We start from the raw sequence: 24,120 nt of genomic DNA, 5'->3' as shown, positions 1-24,120 counted from the left end.
GGACCCGTGCCCCGTCAGGTCTTCACCTTCGACCGTCCCACCCGGTTCGTCGCCGGCACGGTGGGCCAGCCCGGCGACCGCACCTTCTACCTGCAGGCCTCGGACTCCGCGGGTCGCACCGTCAGCGTCGCGCTGGAGAAGTCGCAGGTCCAGGTGCTGGCCGACCGGATGAGCGAGCTGCTCGACGAGGTGGCCACCCGCGCCTCCGTCGTCGTCCCGCCCGACGCCGACGTCGACGACCTCGGGCCGCTCACCGCCCCGGTCGACGAGGAGTTCCGGGTCGCCGCGATGGGCCTGGCCTGGGACGGCGAGGCCGCGGCCGTCGTGGTCGAGGCCGTCGCCGCCGGTGAGGAGCCGATCGAGGAGGACGTGATCCTCTCCGACTCCGACGAGGGCCCCGACGCGCTGCGGGTCACCATCACCCCGGCCGCCGCCCGCGCCTTCGTCGCCCGGGCCCGCCGCGTCATCTCCGCCGGGCGCCCGGCCTGCCCGCTGTGCTCCCTCCCGCTGGACCCCTCCGGGCACGTGTGCCCGCGGCAGAACGGCTACCGCCGCTGAGCCGGGCCGGGCACGAGGGCTCCCGGTGACGGGCGTGCCCCATCCGGGCTCCGGCCCCCGCGACGACCGGCTGGAGGACCCGTTGGCCGAGGACGAGCCCGTTCCCGAGCACGACGAGGACGACTACGACGAGGACGACGGCGACGTCGTCGAGCTCGACCTGACCACCTTCGACCACGGCGACCGCCGCGCGCCCGAGGGGCCCGAGGAGATCGCGACCCTGCTGCGCGAGGGCACGCTGGACCTCGAGGGCCGGCTGCTGGACGCCAGCAACGTCACCCTGATCGCCGCGATCCGCACCGACACCCTGGGCGCCACCTGCGTCTACAAGCCCGTCGCCGGCGAGCGCCCGCTGTGGGACTTCCCCGACGGCACCCTCGCCGGCCGGGAGATCAGCGCCCACCTGGTGTCGGAGGCCATGGGCTGGTCGGTGGTGCCGCCGACGGTGCTGCGCGAGGGCCCCTACGGCACCGGCATGGTGCAGCTGTGGCAGGACGCCGACCCGGCCGTCGACCTGACCGAGTTCGTGCGCGCCGACGACCCCGGGCTGCGCCGGATGGCGGTGTTCGACGCGGTGGTGAACAACGCCGACCGCAAGGGCGGGCACATCATCCCGATGCGCGACGGCCACGTGTACGGCGTCGACCACGGCATCTGCTTCTCCGTCGACCCCAAGCTGCGCACCCTGCTGTGGCGCTGGGCCGGCAAGCCGCTGCTGCTGGAGCACCTGGCCGTGCTGGAGCGCCTCGCCGAGCAGCTGCGCGGGGACCTGGGGGAGCAGCTGCACGCCCACCTCACCCGGCGCGAGGTGCGGCGCACCCAGCAGCGCGTCGACACCCTGCTGCGCACGAAGCTGCACCCGCAGCCCTCCGGCGACTGGCCCGCCCTGCCCTGGCCGCCCTTCTAGGGGTCGCGGACCGTCGGGTGTGCGCCCACGGTCGTCTCCGGCGGGAGGAGGCAGCCCTCAGCGCACACTCGACGGCGGTGCCGGCCTGCGGGACGCTCCCGGGGTGCGACGACCCCCGCCCGTCCTGGTCGGCCTGCTGCTCCTCGTGCTGCTGATCGCGGCGGTGCTGCTGGTCGCCGCGCGGCGGGGCGACCTCGGCCGCGGCCCGGGCGTCGAGGGGCAGCCGGCCGTTGCCCCGGTCCTGGCCGCACTGCCAGGGTGAGCGGGTGCCGCACCGGAGCCGTCTCGCCGTCCTGCTCGTCGACCTGCCGCCGGAGCTGCACGACCGCGGGCAGCGGTTCTGGTCCGCCGCCACCGGCCACCCGGTCGAGGCGGACCCGGTGGACGACGCCTGGTCCTCCCTCGGCTCCTTCGCCGACGGGTTCCACCTGGAGGTCCAGCGCACGGGTCCGGGGACCGCGCCCCGCTGGCACGTCGACATCGAGACCGACGACGTCCACGCCGAGGTCGCCCGGCTGGAGGCCCTCGGTGCGCTGCGGATGGCCGACATGGGCGGGTTCTGGCAGATGAAGGACCCCTCCGGCCTGCTGTTCTGCGTGGTCGGCGTGCAGACCGGTGAGCAGTTCGACCGGTACGCCACCACCTGGCCCTGAGCACGCCGTCCACGGGCGGACGCGACCGGGTGCCGTGCGGACCTGTCGGAGAGCGGATCTACCCTCGCTGCGTGCACTCCTGGCCCGCCCCACTGATCCCGATGCTGCCCGGCTCCGGCCCGGCCCTGCGGTTGTACGACACCGCCCGCGGAGAGGTCGTCGAGGTCACCCCCGGCCGCACCGCGCGGATGTACGTCTGCGGGATCACCCCCTACGACGCCACCCACCTCGGGCACGCCGCCACCTACCTGGCCTTCGACCTGGTGAACCGGATCTGGCGCGACGCCCGGCACGCGGTGCACTACGTGCAGAACGTCACCGACGTCGACGACCCGCTGTTCGAGCGGGCCGACCGGGACGGCGAGGACTGGATCGTCCTCGGCATGCGCGAGACCGCGCTGTTCCGCGAGGACATGACCGCCCTGCGCGTGCTCCCGCCCGACGACTACGTCGGCGCGGTCGAGGCCGTCCCGCAGATCGTGGTCAAGGTCGAGGAGCTCATGGACGCCGGCCTGGCCTACTCCCTCGACGACGGCACCGGCGACGTCTACCACGACGTCTCCCAGGCGCCCGGCTTCGGCGCCGAGTCCGGCTACGACGAGCCCACGATGCTGCGGCTGTCCGCCGAGCGGGGCGGCGACCCCGACCGGCCCGGCAAGCGCAACCGGCTCGACCCGCTGCTGTGGCGCGGTGCCCGCGAGGGCGAGCCGTCCTGGCCCGGCCCGCGCGGGGTCGCCGGGCGCCCCGGCTGGCACATCGAGTGCGCCGCGATCGCGCTGGACACCATCGGCATGGGCTTCGACGTCCAGGGCGGCGGCAGCGACCTGGTCTTCCCGCACCACGAGTACTCCGCCGTCCACGCCGAGGCGCTCACGGCCACCAAGCCGTTCGCCCGCACCTACGTGCACGCGGCGATGATCGGCCTCGACGGGGAGAAGATGAGCAAGAGCCGGGGCAACCTGGTGTTCGTCTCCCGGCTGCGCGGGGAGGGCGTCGACCCGATGGCCGTGCGGCTGGCGCTGCTGTCCGGGCACTACCGCACCGACCGCGCCTGGACCCCCGACCTGCTCGTGCAGGCGCAGGAGCGGCTGGCCACCTGGCAGCGCGCCGTGGCCCTGCCACTGGGCGCCCCGGCCGGTCCGGTGCTCATCGCCGTCCGCGAGCGGCTGGCCGATGACCTGGACACCCCGGGTGCGATCGCCGCCGTCGACGCCTGGGCCGCCGCCAGCCTGGCCGGCGCCGACAGCCCCGACGTCGCCGACGACTGGGACGAGCAGTCGCCCACCGTGGTCGGTGACCTGGTCGACGCCCTGCTCGGGGTCGTGCTCTCGGCATGAGCGGGCAGGGGTCGGAGTTCCGGCTGGCCGACCGGGCTGCCCGGGAGGCCGGTGAGGAGCGGCTGGCCCCCGGCGCGGCCCGGTCGCGGTACACCCGTGGCCGCGCCCGGCTCGAACCGGAGGACGCGCTGCGCACCGCCTACGAGCGGGACCGCGACCGGATCCTGCACGCCAAGGCCTTCCGCCGGCTCAAGCACAAGACGCAGGTCTTCCTCAACCCCGACGGCGACCACTTCGTCACCCGGCTGACCCACACCCTGCAGGTCACCCAGGTGGCCCGGTCGCTGGCCGCGGCGCTGTCGCTCAACGAGACCCTCGCCGAGGCGATCGCGCTGGGCCACGACCTCGGCCACTCGCCGTTCGGGCACATCGGTGAGACGGCGCTGGAGCCCTACGTCCCCGGCGGCTGGCACCATGCCGCCCAGGGGGTGCGCATCGTCGAGGTGCTCGAGGACCTCAACCTCACCTGGGAGGTCCGCGACGGCATCCGGGCGCACAGCTGGAAGATCAGCCCGCCGCCGGCCACCCGCGAGGCCCAGTGCGTGCGGTTCGCCGACCGGATCGGCTACCTGTCCCACGACGCGCTGGACGCCGTCCGCGCCGGGGTGCTGTCCGTCGGTGACCTGCCCGCCAGCACCCGCCGGGTGTTCGGCGCACCGGGCAGCGCCATGGTCGGGGCGATGATCGCCGCCGTCGTCGAGGGCAGCCTGTCGCCCGACAACACGACCGGTGCGGTGGTGATGGCCCCGGAGGCGCTGGCGGCGATGGCCGAGCTGCGGGCGTTCATGTTCGACCGCGTGTACGAGACCGAGGTCGCGGCCGGGCAGAAGCAGCTCGCCGTCGACGTCATCCGCCGCCTCGTCGACCACCACCTCGCCCACCCCGAGCTCATCCCGGCCACCTACCGCGACACCGAGGCCGACCTGCTCACCCAGGTCGTCGACCACGTCACCGGCATGACCGACCGGTTCGCCCTGGCCACCCACGACCGGCTCTTCGACGACACTGCCGGCGTCCGGATGCGCCCGCTGCTCGTCACCCCATAGGGCCCGCGGAGCCGACGTCCTGCGCACCGGGACGTCCGGCCGGGCGAGGCTCGGCGGCTACGGCGCCCGGCGGGGCGGGGGCGGCCAGCGAGGCGAGCAGCTGCAGCTTCTCCGCGCTGTCGCTGCCGGTGTCGGCGTAGTAGAGGACGAGGGTCAGCCCGTCGACGGGGAGCTTGTCCCGGTGCAGCCGCAGGTCGCCGACCACGGGGTGGTACACGGTCGTCGTCCCGCCCGCCAGCCGGTGGACGTCGTGGCGCGCCCACAGCGTGCGGAACCGGGCGCTGGCCAGCGAGAGCTCGCCGACCAGCTCCACGACCCGCGGGTCGTCGGCGGCCTCGTCGATCGACCGGCGGAAGGACCCCACGAACTCGGCGGTGGCGGCCTCCCAGTCGGTGTGGAAGCCGCGCTCGTCGGGGTCCAGCAGCAGGGAGCGCAGCCGGTTCTCACCCGGCCGCAGCCGCGGGTTGAGCGCGGTGGCCAGCGGGTTGGCGGCCAGCACGTCGAACGCACGGCCCTCGACGAACGCCGGGACCCCGACGGCGGCGAGCAGCGAGCCCAGCCGGGCGGGCACCGTCTCGGGCCGCCGGCGGGGACGGGTGCGGCGGCGGGGCTCGGCGAGCTCGACCAGGTAGCGGTGCTCCACCTCGTCGAGCTGCAGGACGCGGGCCAGCGCGGTGAGCACCTGCTCGGAGGGGTTGCGGTCGCGCCCGCGCTCGAGCCGCAGGTAGTAGTCGGGGCTGATCCCGGCCAGCAGCGCCACCTCCTCCCGCCGCAGTCCGGCGACGCGGCGGTGCAGCCCGGCCGGGATGCCGGCCTGCTCGGGGGTGATCAGGGCACGCCGGGCCTGCAGGTAGCTGCCCAGCCGGTTGCCGTCCTCGTCGCCGTCCACCGGTTCGACGGTAGCCGGGGGTGGACGGCGGAGAGGGGGTCCTGTCACTACCCGGACCAGCGCGGTCTCTCCTCCGCGCAGCACCCCGGCACAAGCTGACCGCAGTCGCCCGGAGGAGACCGGGGGACCAGGAGGAGGTCACCATGCAGATCACCCAGCGCACCGTCCTCGTCGTCGGCGGCACGTCCGGCATCGGGCGCGGCCTCGCCCAGCGCTTCGCCGACGCCGGCAGCACCGTCGTCGTCGGCGGCCGGGACCCGCAGCCGCAGGACGGCCTGGACACCGTGCGGATCGACGTCACCGACCCCGCGTCGGTGCTGCGCGCCCGCGACGAGGTGCTCGCCGCCCACCCCGACCTCGACGTCGTCGTCACGATGTCCGGCGTCATGCTGGTCGAGGACCTGCGCGACCCCGCGCACGGCGCCGCGGCCGAGACCACGATCGACACCAACCTGCTCGGCACCATCCGGGTCGTGGACGCCTTCACCCCGCACCTGCTCGCCCGCGGTGCGGGGACGGTCCTGACCGTGAGCTCCGGGATCGCGTTCCTGCCCTTCCCGCTCATGGCCAGCTACGCGGCGTCCAAGGCGGGCGTGCACGCCTACACCGAGGCGCTGCGGGCCCAGCTCGCCGGGACGGGCGTCGAGGTCGCCGAGCTGGTGCCCCCGGCGGTCGCCACCGCGGGGCAGGAGCGGGTCAACCCGGCGGCGCTGCCGCTGGCGGGCTACCTCGACGAGGTGATGGCGCTGCTGGCCGAGGAGCCCACGCCGCACGAGGTCTTGGTCGAGGGCGTGCGGGTGCACCGCTTCGCCGAGCGCGACGGCACCTACGCCGAGCTCGTGGCCCGCCGCTCGCAGTCGCTGAGCACCCTGCCCGGCCGCTGAGCACCCTGCCCGGCCGCTGAGCACCCGGCCCGGCGGCTGGGCACCCGGCCCGGCGGCTGGGCACCCGGCCCGGCGGCTGGGCACCCTGCCCGGCCGCTGAGCACCCTGCCCTGCCGCTAGCACCCGGCCCGGCGGCTGGGCCGCCGTCCGCGGCTGGGCCTCCGGACGTGAGATCTGCGGTCTCGTGGCCTCAGGAGTCGGGAAGCCCCGAGTACGCAGATCCTGCGGCTGCGCCAGGACGGTAGACGTCGGCCGGGGACTCGGCCGGGGACTCGGCCGGGCCACGGGACGAGAACGGGCTGGTGGTGGTCATCCGCAGCGGATGACCACCACCAGCCCGGGGTGGTCGAGAGTGGAGCGGCGCGGACTAGCTGGCGCCGCCGGTGGTGCCGCGGCGCTTGAGGTAGCGCTCGAACTCCCGCGCGATCTGGTCGCCGTTGGCCTGGGACAGGTCGGTGGCGGTGGCGCGCTCCTCCAGGGACCGCACGTACTCCACGACCTCCTCGTCCTCCTGGGCCATCTCGTCGACCGTGGTCACCCACTCGTCGGCCTGCTGCGGCAGGGCACCGAGCGGCACGGTGAGCTCCAGGACCTCCTCGACCCGCTGGAGCAGGGCGATGGTGGCCCGCGGCGAGGGCGGCTGGGACACGTAGTGCGGCACCGCGGCCCAGAAGCTCACCGCCGGCAGCCCGGTCTGCACGCACGCGTCGGCGAAGACCCCGAGGATGCCGGTGGGCCCCTCGTAGCGGGAGGTCTCCACGCCCCACTGGCGGGCGGACTCGGCGTCGTAGGCCGAGCCGCTCACCGGCGTGGGGCGGGTGTGCGGGGTGTCGGCGAGCAGTGCGCCGAGGGCGACCACGGTGGTCACGCCCAGCTCCTGGCAGATGCCGATCAGCTCGTCGCAGAAGCTGCGCCAGCGCATGTTCGGCTCGATGCCGCGGATGAGGACGACGTGCCGGTCGCTGCCCGGGGGCTTGGCCACCGAGATGCGGGTGGTCGGCCACTCCAGGCGGCGGCTGACGCCGTCGACCAGGGACACGGTGGGGCGGTTGACCTGGAAGTCGTAGTAGTCCTCGGGGTCCAGCGCGGCGAGCGGGGTCGCGTCCCAGATGAGCTCCAGGTGCTCGACGGCACCCGTGGCGGCGTCCCCGGCGTCGTTCCACCCCTCGAAAGCCACCACGACCACCGGGTCGTCCAGCTCGGGCAGGTCGTCTGCGTCGGACTTCGGATCGATCACCGGTCGAGCCTACGTCGATCCCGCCACCAGGTCCCCGTGCCCGACGGCACCCGCCGGACGCCGGCGTCCGGCGTCCGGCGAGCGGGTGGACGGGAGTGGGACCATGGGGGGAGTTGTTCGAGGACGACGAGGCGCTGCTGCCCGTCGGCGTTGCCAGGGCCCTGGCGCCGGACGCCCGTGATCCCGTGCCCGATCGACGACCCGAGGACGCACCCGTGCCCCAGTACACCGCGCCCACCCCCGCCGAGCTGCGCCCCGACGCCACCGCGGAGCTCACCGCCGCGCTGCGCGAGCGGGTCATGGTGCTCGACGGCGCGATGGGCACCGCGATCCAGCGCGACCGCCCCGACGAGGCCGGTTACCGCGGGGAGCGGTTCGCCGACTGGCCCAGCGACGTCCAGGGCAACAACGACCTGCTGTCCCTCACCGCGCCGGAGGTCATCTCCGGCATCCACCGTGAGTACCTCGAGGCCGGCGCGGACCTGCTGGAGACCAACACCTTCAACGCCACCCGCATCTCGCTGAGCGACTACGGGATGGAGGAGCTGGCCTACGAGCTCAACCTGGCCTCCGCCCGGCTCGCCCGCGCCGCCTGCGACGCGGTCAGCACCCCGGACAGGCCGCGCTACGTCGTCGGCGCCATCGGCCCCACCAGCCGGACGGCGTCCATCTCACCCGACGTCAACGACCCCGGTGCCCGCAACGTCACCTACGACGAGCTGGTCACCGCCTACCTGGAGCAGGCCAACGGCCTGGTCGACGGCGGCAGCGACGTCCTGCTGATCGAGACGATCTTCGACACCCTCAACGCCAAGGCCGCGGTCTTCGCGCTGGAGACGCTGTTCGAGGAGCGCGGCCGGCGCTGGCCGGTGATGATCTCCGGCACCATCACCGACGCCTCCGGGCGCACGCTGTCCGGGCAGGTCACCGAGGCGTTCTGGCACTCCGTGCGGCACGCGCGCCCGCTGCTGGTGGGCCTGAACTGCGCGCTCGGGGCCAAGGAGATGCGGCCCTACATCGCCGAGATCTCCCGGATCGCCGACACGTTCGTCTCCTGCTACCCCAACGCCGGGCTGCCCAACGCCTTCGGTGAGTACGACGAGTCGCCGGAGGAAACCGCCGCGGTCGTCGGGGAGTTCGCCGAGGCCGGCTTCGTCAACCTCGTCGGCGGCTGCTGCGGCACCACCCCCGCCCACATCGCGGCCATCGCGGCGCGGGTGGCCGGCACGACCCCCCGGACGCCGGCCGAGGTCGCCCCCGCGCTGCGGCTGTCGGGCCTGGAGCCGCTGACCGTCACCGGGGACTCGCTGTTCGTCAACGTCGGTGAGCGCACGAACATCACCGGCTCGGCCCGCTTCCGCAACCTGGTCAAGGCCGGGGACTACCCGGCGGCCCTCGCCGTGGCCCGCCAGCAGGTGGAGGCCGGCGCGCAGGTCATCGACGTCAACATGGACGAGGGGATGATCGACGGCGTCGCGGCGATGGACCGCTTCACCAAGCTCATCGCCACCGAGCCCGACATCTGCCGGGTGCCCACGATGATCGACTCCTCCAAGTGGGAGGTCATCGAGGCCGGCCTCAAGTGCGTGCAGGGCAAGGCGATCGTCAACTCGATCTCGCTGAAGAACGGCGAGGAGGAGTTCGTCGCCCAGGCCCGGCTGTGCCGCAAGTACGGCGCCGCGGTCGTGGTCATGGCCTTCGACGAGGACGGCCAGGCCGACTCCCTCGAGCGCCGCAGGGCGATCTGCCGGCGGGCCTACGACATCCTCACCGGGCAGGTCGGCTTCCCGGCCGAGGACGTCATCTTCGACCCCAACGTCTTCGCCGTGGCCACCGGCATCGAGGAGCACGCGAACTACGGGCTGGACTTCATCGAGGCCACCCGCTGGATCAAGACGAACCTGCCCGGCGCGCTGGTCTCCGGCGGGGTCTCCAACGTCTCCTTCTCCTTCCGCGGCAACAACAAGGTGCGCGAGGCGATCCACGCCGTCTTCCTGTTCCACGCCATCCGAGCCGGGATGGACATGGGCATCGTCAACGCCGGGGCGCTCGAGGTCTACGACGAGGTCCCGGAGCTGCTGCGCGAGCGGATCGAGGACGTCGTCCTCAACCGGCGCCCGGACTCCACCGAGCGGCTGCTGGAGATCGCCGGGGACTTCGCCGGCGACGGCGCCGCCCGCGAGGTCGCCACCGAGGAGTGGCGGTCGCTGCCGGTGGGGGAGCGGATCACCCACGCCCTGGTGAAGGGCATCGACGCCCACGTCGAGACCGACACCGAGGAGCTGCGCCAGGACATCAGCGCCCGCGGTGGCCGGCCCATCGAGGTCATCGAGGGCCCGCTGATGGCCGGCATGAACGTCGTCGGTGACCTCTTCGGGCAGGGGAAGATGTTCCTGCCGCAGGTGGTCAAGAGCGCCCGGGTGATGAAGAAGGCCGTCGCGCACCTGATCCCCTACATCGAGGCGGAGAAGCAGCCCGGCGACGTCGAGCGCAGCAACGGCAAGGTCGTGATGGCCACCGTGAAGGGCGACGTGCACGACATCGGCAAGAACATCGTCGGCGTCGTCCTGCAGTGCAACAACTACGACGTCGTCGACCTGGGCGTCATGGTCCCGGCGCAGAAGATCCTGGACACCGCCAAGGCCGAGGGCGCCGACGTCATCGGGCTCTCGGGCCTGATCACCCCGTCGCTGGACGAGATGGTCAACCTGGCCTCGGAGATGGAGCGGCAGGGCTTCACCATCCCGCTGCTGATCGGTGGCGCCACCACGTCCCGGGCGCACACCGCGGTCAAGGTCGCGCAGAGGTACTCCGGCCCGGTGATCTGGGTCAAGGACGCGTCCCGCTCGGTGCCGGTCGTGGCCGCGCTGCTGTCGGACCAGCAGCGCCCGGCGCTGCTGGCCCAGACCGACGCGGAGTACGCCGCGCTGCGCGAGCGGCACGCGGCCCGCACCGACACCCGCACGCTCCTGCCGCTGGCCGACGCCCGCGCCGCGGCGACGCCGGTCGACTGGACCGACTACCGCCCGCCGCGCCCGCGGATGCTCCTGCAGCAGACCCGCGACGTCTGCGCCGGACCGGTCTGCGACCACCCGGCCGGGCACGCCACCCAGTTCGTGAAGACCTTCAGCGACTACCCGCTGGCCGAGCTGCGCGACTACATCGACTGGCAGCCGTTCTTCAACGCCTGGGAGATGCGCGGCCGGTTCCCCGACATCCTGCACAACCCCACGACCGGGGAGGCCGCGCGCCGGCTGTACGCCGACGCCCAGCAGATGCTCGACCAGCTGATCGGCGAGCGGTGGCTGCGCGCGGCCGGGGTGTTCGGGCTGTTCCCGGCCGCCCAGGTCGGCAGCGACGACATCGAGGTCTACACCGACGAGACGCGGACGCAGGTGCGCACCACGCTGCACCAGCTGCGTCAGCAGACCGAGGGCCGCGACGGCTCACCCCGCAAGTCCTTGGCCGACTTCGTCGCGCCGAAGGAGACCGGGCTGCCCGACCACGTCGGCGCCTTCGCCGTCACCGCGGGGCTGGGCTCGGCCGAGCGGGTCGCCCGGTTCAAGGAGGACAACGACGACTACTCGGCGATCATGCTCGAGTCGCTGGCCGACCGGCTGGCCGAGGCCTTCGCCGAGCGGATGCACGAGCGGGTGCGCACCGAGTTCTGGGGCTACGCCCCCGACGAGGCACTGGACGCCGACGGGCTGATCGCGGAGCGGTACGCCGGCATCCGCCCCGCCCCGGGCTACCCGGCCTGCCCCGAGCACACCGAGAAGCAGACCATCTGGGACCTGCTCGACGTCGAGGCCAACGCCGGCATCGAGCTGACCGAGAGCATGGCCATGTGGCCCGGCGCCGCGGTCAGCGGCCTGTACTTCTCCCACCCGCAGTCGCGGTACTTCGTCCTGGGCCGGGTCGGCCGCGACCAGGTCGAGGACTACGCCGCGCGCAAGGGCTGGAGCGTCGCGGAGGCGGAGCGGTGGCTGTCGCCGAACCTGGGATACCGCACCGAGGACGAGTGACGGACCCCGGTGCCCCCCGCCACGAGCGAGCTCGCGGCGGGGCCCTGCACCGGGGCCGGGCGGATCACGCGCCGGCGGTGTGGTCCGAGCGGAGGAGACCCATCAGGACGACGTCCTCGTACGCGCCCCGCACCCAGGCGTGCTGGCGCAGCCGGCCCTCGACCACGAACCCCGCCTTCTCGTAGGCACGGATCGCGCCGGTGTTCGACGCGATCGCCTGGAGGTGGACGCGGCGGAGGTTGCAGCGGGTGAAGCCGAACTCGACGAGCTGGGTGACGGCCGTGGTCCCGATGCCGCGGCCCCGCGCCTCGGGCAGCAGGCTGACCCCCGCCTCGGCGTGGCGGGCCAGCCGGTCGAACCCGAACAGGACGGCGCTGCCGACGGCGGCGCCGTCCTCGTCGACCACGAAGGTGAGGCCCTTCTCGACGGGATCACCCTCGGCGCTGCGGGACAGCCGAGCGTCGAACTCCTCCCGGGTGAGCGGGGCCGGTGTGCCGGCCGTCCGCTCCTCCCAGGTCTCCAGCTCAGCGGCGATGCGGAACAGGACCTCCCCGTCGTTCGCCGTCCGGGGTCGCAGCCTCACGCTCATGGGCCCGCACGCTAGCGGGCGCCCTCACGCGGGGCGGGGCCGCTACTCGACGACGAGGACGTCGGCGTAGGACGCGGAGTGGCGACTGGTGAAGGGGTGCTCGCCGGGCTGGTCGGGGGCCCGGAAGGTCATCAGGGAGCCGGCGGGGACGGTGACGTCGAAGGAGCCGTCGGCCGCGGTGAGGGTGACCTGCTGGCCGCTGCCGTTGAACACGGAGACCCGCGACCCGGCCGCGACGGGGTGGGCGACGTGGAAGCGGGTGCCGTCGACCAGCACCCCCACGGTGAGCGGGCCGTGGTCGTGACCGGCCATGGGACCACCGGCCTTCGGCGGCGGGGTGGTGCCCGCCGGGGCAGGTGCCGCGGGGTCCGAGGTCGCCGGGCCGGTCGACGCGGGGCCGGCCACGGCGGCCGTGGTCGGTGCGGCGGCGGCCGGGGGAGGGGAGGAGCCCAGCGCGACGGCCAGCGCCACCGTGGCCAGCATGACGAAGACCTCGACGACCGCGAGCCGGCGGAACGCACCGGGTCGCCCGGCCGCCAGCTGCGGCACCGTGCGGCGGCGGTGCTGCCAGCCCAGGACGCCGAGCACGACCAGCCCCAGCGTCTTGCCCAGCAGCAGCCAGCCGTAGCCGGTGCCGACGGCGTCGACGACGGCCGCGGGGCCGCCCAGGACCACCGACGCGGCGACGACCCCGGTGATCCCGGTGGCCAGCAGGCACAGCAGGGCAAGGCGGCTGAACCGTCCCACTGCGGTGGTCAGCCGCTCGTCCCGGCGGCCGAACACCAGGAGGGCACCGAGCCCGCCGATCCACAGGCTCGCCGCGGCGACGTGCACGGCCAGGGTGGTGACCGCGAGCAGGTGGTCGTCGGCGGTCGAGGAGTGCCCGGTGAGCACGGCCGGGACCACCAGTGCGGCCACCGCGGCCAGCAGCAGCACCCAGGCGCCGAGGACACCGGCGCAGCGGCGCGCCGCTGCGGCGACGGCGAGGGTCAGCGCCAGGACGATGAGCACGGCCTGCCCCGCCCCGGTGTCGAGGAGGAAGACGCGCACCGCCGACAGCGGGACCGACGTCGGCGTCCGGCCCACCAGCCGGCACACGGTGAGGAACGCGCCGAGTGCGGTCGCCACCGCCCAGGCCAGGGCCCAGACCGACGCGGCGCGCGCCGCCCGCCGGGCCGAGGGCGCCAGCGTGCCCGCTCCGCCCGGCAGCAGGACGGCGGCGAACAGCAGCGCGCCGATCGTGCCCACGGACGCGATCCGGCCGATCAGCGTCACCACGGAGGCGCCCTGGTCGACCAGCGGGCCCGGGTCGCTCAGCCCGTCGGGCACGGCCTCGGAGGCCCCGCCGACCGCCATCCCGCCGAGCAGCACCAGCACCAGGGCGACCGCGGCCGCGGTCCAGACGACCGCTCGGCGGCCCGTCCGCGGGCCCGGGACGGCCGGCGGCTGCTCCGTGCGGAGCGGCGCGACCGGCGCGGTGGTGCTCATGCCCGCCTGCGCAGGCGCAGCGCCAACAGCGCGCCGAGGGCGGCCAGCACGACCACCCCGGCCACCAGCCAACCGGTGGGCGGACCGGAGTCCGCGGGACCACTGGCCGCCGCCGGCTGCGGGGCCGTCGTCGTCCCGGCTGCCGCTGTCGTCCCGGCTGCCGCCGCTGCCTGGGTCGTCCCGGGCGCCGGGGTGGCCGAGGAGGAGGCACTGGCCGGGGTGCCGGCCGCGACGGTGAAGGTGAGGGTGCCGGTGAGCCCGTGGCCGTCGGAGGAGGTGCTGCGCCACTCGACGGCGTAGGCGCCCGCCGGCAGCGAGGGTGCCAGGGCCTGGACGACCGTGGTGCCGCGGATCTCGGCCGCACCGGAGGAGGCCTCCGCGCCGTCCGGACCGACCACCCGCACTTCGGTGCCCAGCGGCAGCGGCTCCTCGGTGAAGGTGAGCTCCACGGTCGCCGGGGAGGTGGTCAGGGTCTCGGTGTTGAGCGGGACGGTGCCGACGAGCGCGTCGTGCGCCTGGGCCGGCAGGGTCCCGGCGCCGAGGAGGACCGCGGCCAGCGTGCCGACCAGGAGCGTCTGCCACCGGCGTCGGTGGACGACGGTCCGGGAGGAGGGCAGCGCTCGCGGTGCGGTCATGACAGGTGTTCGTCAGCGACCGGTCTTCCGGTTCGGCGCCGCCTGTGCGCCGGCGGAGCAGGAGCAGTGGGGGCGGGCGCACAGCGGGCGCCCAGCCCGTTCTTGCCGGGCACTGAACCGATCCACCACCTCGCTGCGAACACGGTGCAGTCGGCGCGGCAGCGGGGGAGATCCCGCTGGGGGGACCTGCCGGCGGTCCGGTGCTGCCGGACTGTTCCACGGCGGGGGCGCACCGGTGCGCCCACCGACGACGAGGGCGAGCGGCGACCACCCGCCGTCCGCTGTCACCTCCTCCCGAGGGCGTGGCAGCACTCCGAGAACGAGGAGCACACCATGCGCAAGGCATACGCACTCCCGGCCCTGGCGATCGCCGCGGCGTTCCCGCTGCTGACCATGACCGCCGCCTCGGCCCACGAGGGCCCGCACAGCTACCAGGCCACCCTGGGCTCGGTGAACGCCTCCGGCGTGACCGGCACCGGCATGGTCACCCTGGACGGCAACACCGCGACCGTCATGATCGAGGCCAAGGGCCTGCTCGCCGGCTCCCCGCACGCCCAGCACTTCCACATCGGCGCGATGGGCACCTGCCCCAGCAACGACCTCGCCGACGACGCGGACAAGGACGGCTTCGTCAGCGTCACCGAGGCCGCCAAGTACTACGGCGCCATCGGCACCTCGCTGACCACCTCCGGTGACACCAGCCCGACCAGCGGCCTGGCGATCGACCGGTTCCCGACCGCCGACAACGGCACGATCAGCTACGAGCGCACCTTCGAGGTCACCGACGACGTCCACGCGGCGTTCGAGGCCGGCACCGCCGTGCTCGTGCTGCACGGTGTCGACAAGGACGGGTCCGGTGCCTACGACGGTGACGTCAAGAGCGACCTCGACCCCTCGCTGCCCATGGAGGCCACCGCCCCCGCCGCCTGTGGTGGGCTGAAGGTCGCGCAGATGGGTGCCGCTCCGATCGGTGGCGCTGAGACCGGTGCGGGCAGCACCGCCGGCACGGAGAACACCGCGGTCATGGGCGTCGGTGCCCTCGCCGCCGCCGGTGCCGTCGCCGCCGGCGCCGTCGCCTACCGCCGTCGTCAGGCCGACCAGGCCTGATCCGGCTCGGGCCGCGCGGGGAGCACCTCCCCGCGCGGCCCGTCCCCGCGCCACCAGCACCGCCGCACATCCCCTCCCCGCCCGCCCCTGGAAGGACCGCCGTGAGCGAGCACACCGGCCGCCGGCCGAGTTCCCGCACCTGGACGCTGCTGGCCGTGGTGCTGGCCGTCGTGGCCCTCGTCGCCGTCGTCATCTCGGTCACCGGGCAGGAGCGGGCACCCCAGCCGGCCGCCGCCGACCCGGGCGTGACGTCGTCCGCCGCCGCGCCGACCACCGCGATGCCGTCGTCCGCGGCGCCGTCCTCCCTCGCGCCGGCGGCTCCGCCGGCCACCGCGAGCCAGGCCCCGGCGGAACCGGTCGCTGCACCGGTGTCGCTCAGCGTGCCGGCCATCGGGGTGACCAGCGACCTGCTGAAGCTCGGCCTCAACGACGACGGGACCGTCCAGGTGCCGCCGCTGGGCCCCAACGACCAGGCCGGCTGGTACGAGCGCGGCCCGGCCCCCGGCGCCGTCGGGCCGGCCCTGCTGCTCGGACACGTGGACTCGGCCGCTGCCGGGCCCGGTGTCTTCTTCGAGCTCGGGGCCATGAAGCCCGGCGACGAGGTCGAGGTGACCCGCGCCGACGGCACCGTCGCGGTGTTCGCCGTCGACCGGGTGGAGCGCCACCCCAAGGACGACTTCCCGACCATCGAGGTCTACGGCGACACCCCGGACGCCCAGCTGCGGCTGATCACCTGTGGCGGCGCGTTCGACAAGAGCGCCCGCAGCTACGAGGACAACATCATCGTGTTCGCCACGATGACCGGCACCCACCCCGCCTGAGCCGACGGCCGGGGCAGCCGGGACGGCGTCCCTAGACTGTCGCGCGTGTCCGAGACCCCCGTCGACCACCCGTCCGGCTCATTACAGCGACTGCAGGCAGTGCTGTTCGACATGGACGGCACGCTGGTCGAGACCGAGGACCTGTGGGGCGAGGCCATGTACGCCCTGGCCGCGCAGCTGGGCGGCGCCCTGTCGGCCGAGGCACGGGAGCGCACCGCCGGCACCTCGATGCTCGCCGCCATGGAGATCATCTACGCCGACCTGGGGCTCGACCCCGCCATCCAGGACGCCGAGGCCGACGCCCGCTGGGTCGAGGACGAGACCGCCGCCCTGATGACCAGCCGCGGCATGCCGTGGCGCCCTGGCGCCCGGGAGCTGCTGGCCACCGTGCGCGCAGCCGGGCTCCGCACCGCGCTGGTGACCACCACCCCGCGGCGCGTCGCCGAGCTCGTGCTCGACCGGATCACCGCCGAGCTGGGCACCGACCCCTTCGACGTCACCGTCTGCGGTGACGAGGCCGGGGCGCGCAAGCCCGACCCGGCGCCCTACCGCAAGGCGATGACGGACCTGGACGTCGACCCCGCGTCCAGCCTGGTCATCGAGGACTCGCTGGTCGGGACGACGTCCGGGCTGGCCGCCGGGGCGTCCGTGCTGGGTGTGCCGCTGGTACAGCGACTGCAACCACAGCCCGGTCTGACCCTGCGGCTGTCGCTGGAAGGCCTGACCATCGAGGACCTGGACGGCTTCCTGGCCGTGGGGAGCCCTGCGGCCTGACCTGAGGGTCGGGCGGTCGCGGACACGGCTGGGCAGGAGAGGTCGGCAGGTTCCCGGGCCGGACCGGGAAACCCGGTCGACCGTCGGTGCGGCGGGTGGCACGGTGCGCCGATGGACCGCAGCGAGCTCAGCGACATCGCCCATGCCCACCACCCGGTGGCCGCGCCGGTGTCACCGGCGAAGGTTGCGACGTTGGTCGAGCGGCTGGTCCTTCCCGAGGGAGGCCGCGCGGTCGACCTCGGCTGCGGGCACGGCGTCTGGCTGACCGAGCTGCTGGCCGCGCACCCCACGGCGACCGGGGTCGGGCTCGACCTCGACCTGCCCGCGGACGTGGTGACCGCCGCCTGGGAGCGCGGGGTGGGCGACCGGGTGCACTGGGAGCAGGGGGACGCCGCCGGCTGGGCCGGCGGCGTGTTCGACGTGGTGCTGTGCGTCGGCGCCAGCCACGCCTTCGGCGGGCTGGACGGGACGCTGGCCGCGGTGCGCCGCCATCTGCGACCCGGTGGCCAGGTGCTGCTGGGTGACGGCATCTGGGAGGGCCCGCCGTCGGCGGCGGCGCTGGAGGCGGTGGGGGACTGGCCCGGCGGCCTGACCGACCTGATCGGCCTGCTCGACCGCGCCCGGGTGCACGGCTTCGAGCCCGGCTACGGGCACGTCAGCTCACTGGCCGAGTGGGACGACTACGAGTTCTCCTGGACCGGCTCGCTGGTCGCCTGGGCGCTGCAGGACGCCCGGACCGTCGAGGACCGGGAGCAGGCCCTGGCCACCGCCCGTGAGCACCGCGACATGTGGGTCCGGGGGTGGCGGCGCGAACTGGGCTTCGCGACGGTGCTGCTGCACGACCTGGGCACAGCGGAGACCGGGCGTCCCTGAGGACCGCCGTCCCGGTCACGGTGCCGCCGGTGCTCCGGTCAGGGCGAGGTCCGGCCAGACGGGTGTCCGGGTCAGGCCGGTGTCCGGGTCGGACAGGTGGCCCGGTCAGGCCGGTGCTCCGGTCAGACGGGTGTGACCGCCAGGGTGGTGCGCCAGCCGGCGGCCGCGGCGGCCTCGGCCGGGAACGGCGGCGGGGTGCCACCGAAGGCGGGGCACAGCGCCTGGTGGTCGCACCAGCTGCACAGCTTGCTCTTGTTGGCCCGGAAGTCACCGGTGGCCACGGCCCGCTCGATCGCCGACCAGATCGCCTGCAGCGTGCGCTCGAAGCGCAGCAGCTCGGCCTCGTCGGGGGAGTAGGTGAGCGCGTCGCCGTCCTTGAGGTACAGCAGCTTGAGCTGGGCGGCGACCACGCCGCGGGTGCGCCACAGCACCAGTGCGTAGAACTTCATCTGGAACAGTGCCTTGCCCTCGAAGGCCTCGCGCGGCATCCCGCCGGTCTTGTAGTCGACCACCCGCAGCGCGCCGGTGGGCGCCACGTCGAGCCGGTCGACGTAGCCGCGCAGCAGCAGCCCGTCGGGGAGGGTGACCTCGACCAGCTCCTCGCGGCCCGCGGGCTGGATGCGGGTCGGGTCCTCGAGCCGGAAGTAGGTCTCCACGAGCTCGCCGGCCGAGGCCAGCCACGCCTCGAGGCTGTCCTTCTCCTTCGGCGGCTCGGCGCCCTCGGGGAGCTCGAACATCTCGGCCACGCCGGGCTCCTCGCGCAGCTCGGCCCAGGCCGGGTCGACCAGGGTCTGCGCGGCGGCGACGGTGCGCTCGGCCGGCGGGAGGTCGTAGAGCTTCTCCAGCACCGAGTGCACCAGGGTGCCGCGCACGGCGGCCCGGGACTTCTTCTCCGGCAGCCGGTCGATGGTGCGGAACCGGTAGAGCAGCGGGCAGGACTTGAAGTCCGCGGCCCGTGAGGGGGACAGCGAGGGGCGGCGGGGGGCGGTGTCGGCCGCCGTCGTCCGCGCCACCAGGCTCGCCGCGGTGGCCCCCGCCGGGAGGACCTCCGTGGACTGGTCGCTCGCCAGGGTCGCCGTCATGGGTCCGAGGTTAGGACGCGGGTCCGACAGTTCCGCGTGTCCGCCCCGGTGGCCCGGCGTTTCGCCGTCCGTACCCTGCCGGTACGTGAGCGACGGAACCGAGAGCGTGCCCGACCAGCAGACCGAGATCCCGGTGGAGACCCTGACGGAGGCGCTGACGGGAGTCCCGGCGGAGATGCCGGGTGAGGTCCCGACGGAGGTCCCGACGGAGGTCCCGACGGAGGCGCCCGTCCTGCAGGAGGTCGAGGCTGCCGAGCCGGGCGAGCCGGTCGAGGGCGCGTTCGTCGTCGGTGACCGGGTGCAGCTGACCGACCCCAAGGGCCGGCACCACACCGTCGTCCTGGAGGCCGGCAAGGAGTTCCACACCCACCGCGGTGCGATCGCCCACGACGACCTGATCGGTGCGCCCGAGGGCTCGGTCGTGCACTCCACGGCCAACACCGGCTACCTGGCGCTGCGGCCGCTGCTGGCCGACTTCGTGCTGTCGATGCCGCGCGGCGCGCAGGTCATCTACCCCAAGGACGCCGCCCAGATCGTGGGCTTCGGCGACATCGGCCCCAGCATGCGGGTGCTGGAGGCCGGCGCCGGCTCCGGTGCGCTGTCCTGCTCGCTGCTGCGCGCGGTCGGTGAGCACGGCACGCTCACCAGCTACGAGCGCCGCGAGGACTTCGCCGACGTCGCCCGCGGCAACGTGGGCGCCTTCTTCGGCGAGGTGCCGGCCAACTGGTCGCTGCGGCTGGGCGACCTGGACCAGCACCCGGCCACCGAGGTCGTCGACCGCGTGGTGCTGGACATGCTCGAGCCCTGGGCGGTGCTGCCCACGGTGGCCGGGGCGCTGCGGCCCGGCGGCGTCCTGGTCGGCTACGTCGCCACCACCACCCAGCTGTCGGTGTACGTCGAGGCGCTGCGCACGCAGGGGCTGTGGACCGAGCCCTACGCCTGGGAGACCCTGCTGCGCCCCTGGCACGCCGAGGGACTGTCGGTGCGCCCCGAGCACCGGATGGTCGCCCACACCGCGTTCCTCGTCACCGCCCGCCGGCTCGCCGAGGGGGCCGTGGCACCCATGCGGCAGCGCCGCAAGAAGCTCGTCTGACCCGCTCGTGACCGCCCGCACGTGTCGGGTGGATGACGCCGGGGCCCACCCGCGCGCAGCTGTTCCACAACGGCGGCGCGGTCGGTCCCGGCGTGTATAGATTGGCGCCTGAGCTTGCTCCGATGCTCCCCCCGATGTGTGTGGAGGTGCGCGATGGCCCTGGGTCCCGACGAGTTCCGTGCGCGGCGTGAGCGTGACGTCGCCTCTCTGATCAGCCAGATCTCCTACCTCGAGGAGGAGATCGGCCTGCTGCGACGCAAGGTGTCCGACAGCCCGCGCCAGGTGCGCGCGCTGGAGGAGCGCCTGTCCGAGGCCGAGGCCCGCGCGGCCTTCCTCTCCGAGCGCAACGACAAGCTGGCCGGCACGCTGCGCGAGGCGCGCGACCAGCTGGTGACGCTGAAGGAGGAGGTCGAGCGGCTGGCCCAGCCGCCCAACGGCTACGGCGTCTTCCTCGACCGCTGCGAGGACGGCACGGTCGACGTCTTCACCGGCGGCCGCAAGCTGCGGGTCGCGGTCTCCCCGGAGGTCGAGCTCGACGGGCTGCAGCACGGCCAGGAGGTCATGCTCAACGAGGCGATGAACGTGGTCGCCGCCCAGGGCTTCGAGCGGGCCGGTGACGTCGTCACGCTCAAGGAGCTGCTCGAGCCGCTGCCGGGCATGCCGCGCCGCGCCCTGGTCGTCGGGCACACCGACGAGGAGCGCGTGGTCTGGCTGGCCGACTCCCTCGACGGGCAGCCGCTGCGCAGCGGTGACTCGCTGCTGCTGGAGCCCCGGTCGGGCTACGTGTTCGAGCGGATCCCCAAGAGCGAGGTCGAGGAGCTCGTGCTGGAGGAGGTCCCCGACATCGACTACTCCGACATCGGTGGGCTCTCCCGGCAGATCGAGCAGATCCGCGACGCCGTCGAGCTGCCGTTCCTGCACGCCGACCTGTTCCGCGAGTACGAGCTGCGCCCGCCGAAGGGGATCCTGCTCTACGGCCCGCCCGGCTGCGGGAAGACGCTCATCGCCAAGGCGGTGGCCAACTCCCTCGCCAAGAAGGTCGCCGAGCTCAACGGCGACGCCGACCGGAGTCAGGGGAAGTCCTTCTTCCTCAACATCAAGGGCCCCGAGCTGCTCAACAAGTACGTCGGTGAGACCGAGCGGCACATCCGCCTGGTGTTCCAGCGCGCCCGGGAGAAGGCCAGCGAGGGCACGCCGGTCATCGTCTTCTTCGACGAGATGGACTCGATCTTCCGCACCCGCGGGTCCGGCGTCTCGTCCGACGTCGAGTCCACGATCGTGCCGCAGCTGCTGAGCGAGATCGACGGCGTGGAGGGGCTGGAGAACGTCATCGTCATCGGCGCCTCCAACCGCGAGGACATGATCGACCCCGCGATCCTGCGCCCCGGCCGGCTCGACGTGAAGATCAAGATCGAGCGTCCGGACGCCGAGGCCGCGCGCGACATCTTCACCAAGTACCTCACGACCACGCTGCCGATCCACGCCGACGACCTGGCCGAGCACGGCGGCAGCCGCGAGGCGACCATCGCCGGGATGATCCAGAGCACCGTCGAGCGGATGTACACCGAGACCGAGGAGAACCGGTTCCTCGAGGTCACGTACGCCAACGGTGACAAGGAGGTCCTGTACTTCAAGGACTTCAACTCCGGCGCCATGCTGCAGAACATCGTCGACCGCGCGAAGAAGATGGCGATCAAGGACCGTCTGGAGACCGGGGTCGGCGGTCTGCGGGTCGGGCACCTGATGACCGCGTGCGTGGACGAGTTCAAGGAGAACGAGGACCTGCCCAACACGACCAACCCCGACGACTGGGCGCGGATCTCGGGCAAGAAGGGCGAGCGGATCGTCTACATCCGCACGCTCATCAGCGGCAAGGGCGCCGAGAGCGGCCGCGCCATCGACACCGCGACCAACACCGGCCAGTACCTGTAACGCCCACCTCGCCCGACGACCGGCCCCTGCTGCACCTGCGGCAGGGGCCGGTCGTCGTCCGTCCACCGGCCCGTCACCGGGCCCGCCTAACCTGGCGCCCATGAGCGTGCGACGGGTGATGGGCACCGAGCTCGAGTACGGGATCTCCGTGCCGGGCCAGCCGGGGGCGAACCCGACGACGCTGTCGAGCCAGGTGGTGAACGCCTGGGCGGTGGCCGGGGCGCCCACCCGGCGGCGGCCGCGGTGGGACTTCGAGGAGGAGTCGCCGCTGCGCGACGCCCGCGGTTTCGACCTGTCGCCGGCCACCGCGCTGGACCACAACGACCTCGAGGACGACGCCGGGATGGCCAACGTCATCCTCACCAACGGCGCGCGGCTCTACGTCGACCACGCCCACCCGGAGTACGCGACCCCGGAGTGCACCAACCCGCGCGACATCGTGCTGTGGGACAAGGCCGGCGAGCTGGTGATGGCCGAGGCGGCCCGCCGGGCGGCGCAGGTGCCCGGCACCCAGCCCATCCAGCTGTACAAGAACAACACCGACGGCAAGGGCGCCAGCTACGGGTCGCACGAGAACTACCTGATGAGCCGCCGGACGCCGTTCATCGACATCATCCGCGGCCTGATCCCGTTCTTCGTGACCCGTCAGGTGTTCGCCGGGGCCGGCCGGGTGGGGATCGGTGTCGAGGGCCGGGTCGACGGTTTCCAGCTCTCCCAGCGCGCGGACTTCTTCGAGGTCGAGGTGGGCCTGGAGACGACGCTCAAGCGGCCGATCATCAACACCCGCGACGAGCCGCACGCCAACCCCGACGAGCACCGCCGGCTGCACGTGATCATCGGCGACGCCAACCTGTCCGAGCTGTCGACCTACCTCAAGGTCGGGACGACGGCGCTCGTGCTGGCGATGATCGAGGCGCGGGCGCTGACCCAGGACCTCACCATCGAGGAGCCGGTCGCGGCACTGCAGGCGGTCAGCCACGACCCCTCGCTCACCCACCGGGTGCGGCTGCGCGACGGCCGCCGGCTCACCGCGATCGAGGTGCAGCAGGAGTACCTGGCGCAGGCCCGGGCCTTCGTCGCCTCGCGCGGGGACGACGACCCGATGACCGCCGACGTCCTGGCCCGGTGGGGCGAGGTGCTCGAGGAGCTGGCGGTCGACCCCATGCGGCTGGCCGACCGGCTGGACTGGCCGGCCAAGCTGCGGCTGCTGGAGGGCTACCGGCAGCGTGACGGGCTGAGCTGGGGCGATGCGCGGCTGAAGCTGGTGGACCTGCAGTACTCCGACGTCCGGCCGGAGAAGGGGCTCTACCACCGGCTGGTGGCGCGCGGGTCGATGCAGCGGCTGCTCACCGACGAGGAGGTCACCGCGGCGATGACCAGCCCCCCGGAGGACACCCGTGCCTACTTCCGCGGCGAGTGCCTGCGGCGCTACCCGGCGCAGGTGGCCGCGGCGTCGTGGGACTCGGTGGTCTTCGACGTGGGCCGAGAGAACCTGGTGCGCATCCCGACCATGGAGCCGCTGCGGGGCACGCGGGAGCACGTGGGCGCGCTGTTCGACTCGACGTCGACCGCCGCCGAGCTCGTGGACACGATCACCGGGCGCTGACCCGGGGAGTGCCCGGCCGTCGAGGAGCGTGCGCCCGGCCAGCAGCGCGACGAGCTCGGCGCTGTCCGCGCGCACGACGTCGCCGTGGCCGGTGCTCCAGTCGGTGTCGCTCGCCTCCAGCCGGACGCCGGTCAGGTCGAGCCCGAAGACGCGGCCGTCGCCGAGCAGGTCGAGGACGGCGGCCCGGGCCGCGGCCGGCGCGGTCGGCCTTACGCCGAGGGCGACGGTGACGTCGAGGGAGTGGACGACGGCGTGGCTGAGCGCCCCGGCCGCGCCACCGCCCGGCGGCTGCCAGCCGTGCAGCGCGGGGGAGCGGAGGGTGGCGAGGAGCTCGGTCGGCGGCAGCACGGCGTCCCGGGCGGCCACGGTGTCGGAGAGGACGCCGAAGTCCCCGCCGGCCGCCGCCATCTCGGCGCCGAACTGCTCAGGGGTGAGCCGGGCGGGCATCGTCACGTGCGCCAGCACGTGCCGGACCTGCCACCCGGTGCAGAGCGAGGGGGCGTCCCAGTCGCTGCCGGTCACCAGGTCGGCGAGGCCGTCGTAGGTGTCCGCCACCCAGGGGCGGGCGTCGTGCTCGGTCATCT

Annotated in this window: 21 protein-coding genes and 1 pseudogene; 15 read left to right on the top strand and 7 right to left on the bottom strand. The window is 73.9% G+C overall.

Annotation, left to right across the window (positions count from 1 at the left end; translation table 11 throughout):
* The first annotated feature begins 6 nt into the window (after nt 1-6).
* From KUM42_RS00800 to KUM42_RS00775, 6 genes are all read left to right on the top strand, one after another.
* The gene (locus tag KUM42_RS00800; protein ID WP_237494421.1) at nt 7-558 is read left to right on the top strand and encodes a DUF3090 family protein; all 552 of its coding nucleotides are present in this window, start codon (nt 7-9) and stop codon (nt 556-558) included.
* Nucleotides 559-592: 34 nt separating this feature from the next.
* Nucleotides 593-1,465, top strand: coding sequence for an SCO1664 family protein (locus KUM42_RS00795; protein WP_237494420.1), 873 nt, complete (start codon nt 593-595; stop codon nt 1,463-1,465).
* A 103-nt stretch (nt 1,466-1,568) separates the two neighbouring features.
* A complete protein-coding gene (locus KUM42_RS00790) occupies nt 1,569-1,727 on the top strand; it encodes a hypothetical protein (RefSeq protein WP_237494419.1) in 159 nt (52 codons plus the stop codon).
* Nucleotides 1,728-1,731: 4 nt separating this feature from the next.
* The gene (locus tag KUM42_RS00785; protein WP_237494418.1) at nt 1,732-2,118 is read left to right on the top strand and encodes a VOC family protein; all 387 of its coding nucleotides are present in this window, start codon (nt 1,732-1,734) and stop codon (nt 2,116-2,118) included.
* Nucleotides 2,119-2,189: 71 nt separating this feature from the next.
* Complete coding sequence (mshC, locus tag KUM42_RS00780) at nt 2,190-3,455, top strand: cysteine--1-D-myo-inosityl 2-amino-2-deoxy-alpha-D-glucopyranoside ligase (RefSeq protein WP_237494417.1); 1,266 nt, start codon at nt 2,190-2,192, stop codon at nt 3,453-3,455.
* Entirely contained in the window at nt 3,452-4,501 is a 1,050-nt protein-coding gene (locus KUM42_RS00775) for an HD domain-containing protein (protein WP_237494416.1), read from the top strand. Before mshC ends, KUM42_RS00775 begins: the two co-directional genes overlap by 4 nt.
* Here KUM42_RS00775 and KUM42_RS00770 read toward each other — a convergent pair.
* Nucleotides 4,491-5,390: a helix-turn-helix domain-containing protein gene (locus KUM42_RS00770; protein WP_237494415.1), complete on the bottom strand. Its 900-nt coding sequence runs from the start codon at nt 5,388-5,390 to the stop codon at nt 4,491-4,493. The genes KUM42_RS00775 and KUM42_RS00770 overlap by 11 nt on opposite strands.
* Nucleotides 5,391-5,533: 143 nt before the next feature.
* Between KUM42_RS00770 and KUM42_RS00765 the strand changes: the two genes are divergently transcribed.
* A complete protein-coding gene (locus tag KUM42_RS00765; protein WP_237494414.1) occupies nt 5,534-6,274 on the top strand; it encodes an SDR family oxidoreductase in 741 nt (246 codons plus the stop codon).
* 367 nt (nt 6,275-6,641) lie between these two features.
* Here KUM42_RS00765 and KUM42_RS00760 read toward each other — a convergent pair whose 3' ends face one another.
* On the bottom strand, nt 6,642-7,511 hold the full coding sequence (locus tag KUM42_RS00760; protein ID WP_237494413.1) for a PAC2 family protein: 870 nt from the start codon (nt 7,509-7,511) through the stop codon (nt 6,642-6,644).
* A 248-nt stretch (nt 7,512-7,759) separates the two neighbouring features.
* Here KUM42_RS00760 and metH point away from each other — a divergent pair, with 248 nt between their 5' ends.
* Nucleotides 7,760-11,536 (top strand): methionine synthase, encoded by a 3,777-nt coding sequence (metH, locus tag KUM42_RS00755; protein ID WP_370629350.1) that lies wholly within the window; start codon nt 7,760-7,762, stop codon nt 11,534-11,536.
* A 64-nt stretch (nt 11,537-11,600) separates the two neighbouring features.
* On the opposite strand, the gene KUM42_RS00750 is transcribed toward metH, so the two are convergent.
* From KUM42_RS00750 to KUM42_RS00740, 3 genes are read right to left on the bottom strand one after another with little or no spacing between them, the layout of a single operon-like run.
* Nucleotides 11,601-12,125: a GNAT family N-acetyltransferase gene (locus tag KUM42_RS00750; RefSeq protein WP_237494411.1), complete on the bottom strand. Its 525-nt coding sequence runs from the start codon at nt 12,123-12,125 to the stop codon at nt 11,601-11,603.
* A gap of 42 nt (nt 12,126-12,167) precedes the next feature.
* The gene (locus KUM42_RS00745) at nt 12,168-13,613 is read right to left on the bottom strand and encodes a copper resistance D family protein (RefSeq protein ID WP_237494410.1); all 1,446 of its coding nucleotides are present in this window, start codon (nt 13,611-13,613) and stop codon (nt 12,168-12,170) included.
* The gene (locus KUM42_RS00740; RefSeq protein ID WP_237494409.1) at nt 13,610-14,248 is read right to left on the bottom strand and encodes a copper resistance CopC family protein; all 639 of its coding nucleotides are present in this window, start codon (nt 14,246-14,248) and stop codon (nt 13,610-13,612) included. Before KUM42_RS00740 ends, KUM42_RS00745 begins: the two co-directional genes overlap by 4 nt.
* A gap of 333 nt (nt 14,249-14,581) precedes the next feature.
* On the opposite strand from KUM42_RS00740, the gene KUM42_RS00735 reads away from it, so the two are divergent.
* The 4 genes from KUM42_RS00735 (at nt 14,582) to KUM42_RS00720 (ending at nt 17,823) form a co-directional block, all read left to right on the top strand.
* A complete protein-coding gene (locus KUM42_RS00735; protein WP_237494408.1) occupies nt 14,582-15,355 on the top strand; it encodes a hypothetical protein in 774 nt (257 codons plus the stop codon).
* A 101-nt stretch (nt 15,356-15,456) separates the two neighbouring features.
* Nucleotides 15,457-16,176 (top strand): class F sortase, encoded by a 720-nt coding sequence (locus KUM42_RS00730; protein ID WP_237494407.1) that lies wholly within the window; start codon nt 15,457-15,459, stop codon nt 16,174-16,176.
* Between the two features lie 45 nt (nt 16,177-16,221).
* Nucleotides 16,222-16,950, top strand: coding sequence for an HAD family phosphatase (locus KUM42_RS00725; protein ID WP_237494406.1), 729 nt, complete (start codon nt 16,222-16,224; stop codon nt 16,948-16,950).
* 111 nt (nt 16,951-17,061) lie between these two features.
* Nucleotides 17,062-17,823, top strand: coding sequence for a cyclopropane-fatty-acyl-phospholipid synthase family protein (locus KUM42_RS00720; protein WP_237494405.1), 762 nt, complete (start codon nt 17,062-17,064; stop codon nt 17,821-17,823).
* A gap of 122 nt (nt 17,824-17,945) precedes the next feature.
* On the opposite strand, the gene KUM42_RS00715 is transcribed toward KUM42_RS00720, so the two are convergent.
* Nucleotides 17,946-18,905: a RecB family exonuclease gene (locus KUM42_RS00715; RefSeq protein ID WP_237494404.1), complete on the bottom strand. Its 960-nt coding sequence runs from the start codon at nt 18,903-18,905 to the stop codon at nt 17,946-17,948.
* A gap of 85 nt (nt 18,906-18,990) precedes the next feature.
* Here KUM42_RS00715 and KUM42_RS00710 point away from each other — a divergent pair, with 85 nt between their 5' ends.
* From KUM42_RS00710 to dop, 3 genes are all read left to right on the top strand, one after another.
* Nucleotides 18,991-19,998: a tRNA (adenine-N1)-methyltransferase gene (locus KUM42_RS00710; RefSeq protein WP_237494403.1), complete on the top strand. Its 1,008-nt coding sequence runs from the start codon at nt 18,991-18,993 to the stop codon at nt 19,996-19,998.
* Between the two features lie 153 nt (nt 19,999-20,151).
* Nucleotides 20,152-21,930 carry a proteasome ATPase gene (arc, locus tag KUM42_RS00705; protein WP_237494402.1) on the top strand — a complete coding sequence of 593 codons (1,779 nt, stop codon included), beginning with the start codon at nt 20,152-20,154 and terminating at the stop codon, nt 21,928-21,930.
* Between the two features lie 100 nt (nt 21,931-22,030).
* The gene (gene dop, locus KUM42_RS00700) at nt 22,031-23,536 is read left to right on the top strand and encodes a depupylase/deamidase Dop (RefSeq protein ID WP_304610729.1); all 1,506 of its coding nucleotides are present in this window, start codon (nt 22,031-22,033) and stop codon (nt 23,534-23,536) included.
* A gap of 42 nt (nt 23,537-23,578) precedes the next feature.
* Here the strand turns inward: dop and KUM42_RS00695 are convergent.
* Nucleotides 23,579-24,118: pseudogene (locus tag KUM42_RS00695) on the bottom strand (maleylpyruvate isomerase family mycothiol-dependent enzyme); the annotation flags it as partial.
* Between the last annotated feature and the right edge of the window lie 2 nt (nt 24,119-24,120).

This window comes from Modestobacter sp. L9-4 (genome assembly GCF_019112525.1).
In the GTDB taxonomy this organism is placed as follows: domain Bacteria; phylum Actinomycetota; class Actinomycetes; order Mycobacteriales; family Geodermatophilaceae; genus Modestobacter.
Note: the sequence above shows the minus strand (reverse complement) of the source record. Positions and strands in the feature narration are given on the sequence as shown.